Here is a 744-nt window from a genome sequence, read left to right as displayed (position 1 = left end):
ATACAATGCTTTGACGGCATTTCCAAGCCCGTGGCCGGAATATGGGAAGCAACCCGCCCTTTGCAACGATTTCCGGCGCCGGAAGCCCCGTCCGGCGTGGCAAATGTCTTCAAGCAATATTGCGATAAGCCTCGGCGATGGCGAGAAAATCAGCCGCTTTCAGGCTGGCGCCGCCGACAAGGGCGCCGTCGACATTTCTGACGCCGAGCAGTTCGACCGCGTTGGAGGGTTTGACCGAGCCGCCATAGAGAATGCGCACCTTCGCCGCAAGGCTGCCGAGCTTTTCCGAGAGCTTTTCGCGGATATGTGCGTGTGCTTCAGCCACATCGGCGGCGGTCGGCGTCAGGCCGGTGCCGATCGCCCATACCGGCTCATAGGCAATGATGGTGTTGGACGGGGTGGCGCTTGGCGGCACCGAGCCGTCGACCTGCCGCGACAGCACGTCGAGCGTCGCGCCCGCTTCACGCTGCTGCTGCGTCTCGCCAATGCAAATGATGGCCACAAGCCCGGCGCGCCAGGCGGCGGAGGCCTTGGCCTGGACCGTCGCGTCATCCTCGCCGCGTTGCTCGCGGCATTCCGAATGGCCGACGATGACATGGCTGGCGCCGGCATCCTTGAGCATTTCCGCCGAGATGCAGCCGGTGTAGGCGCCGCTCTCCTTGGTGTGGCAATCCTCGCCGCCGGCATGCACCGGCGTGCGCGACAGGATCTCCGCGGCGTGGGCAAGCAGGGTCGCGGGAACGC

1 protein-coding gene is annotated in these 744 nt (G+C 65.2%); it reads right to left on the bottom strand.

Features of this window, described 5'->3' with window-relative positions:
• Positions 1-109 precede the first annotated feature (109 nt).
• Positions 110-744: triose-phosphate isomerase (gene tpiA, locus EN993_RS36430; RefSeq protein ID WP_127266287.1), on the bottom strand; the 635-nt coding region annotated here is incomplete at its 5' end.

The organism is Mesorhizobium sp. M7D.F.Ca.US.004.01.2.1 (genome assembly GCF_003997785.1).
GTDB classification, from domain to species: Bacteria; Pseudomonadota; Alphaproteobacteria; order Rhizobiales; family Rhizobiaceae; genus Mesorhizobium; species Mesorhizobium loti.
Note: the sequence above shows the minus strand (reverse complement) of the source record. Positions and strands in the feature narration are given on the sequence as shown.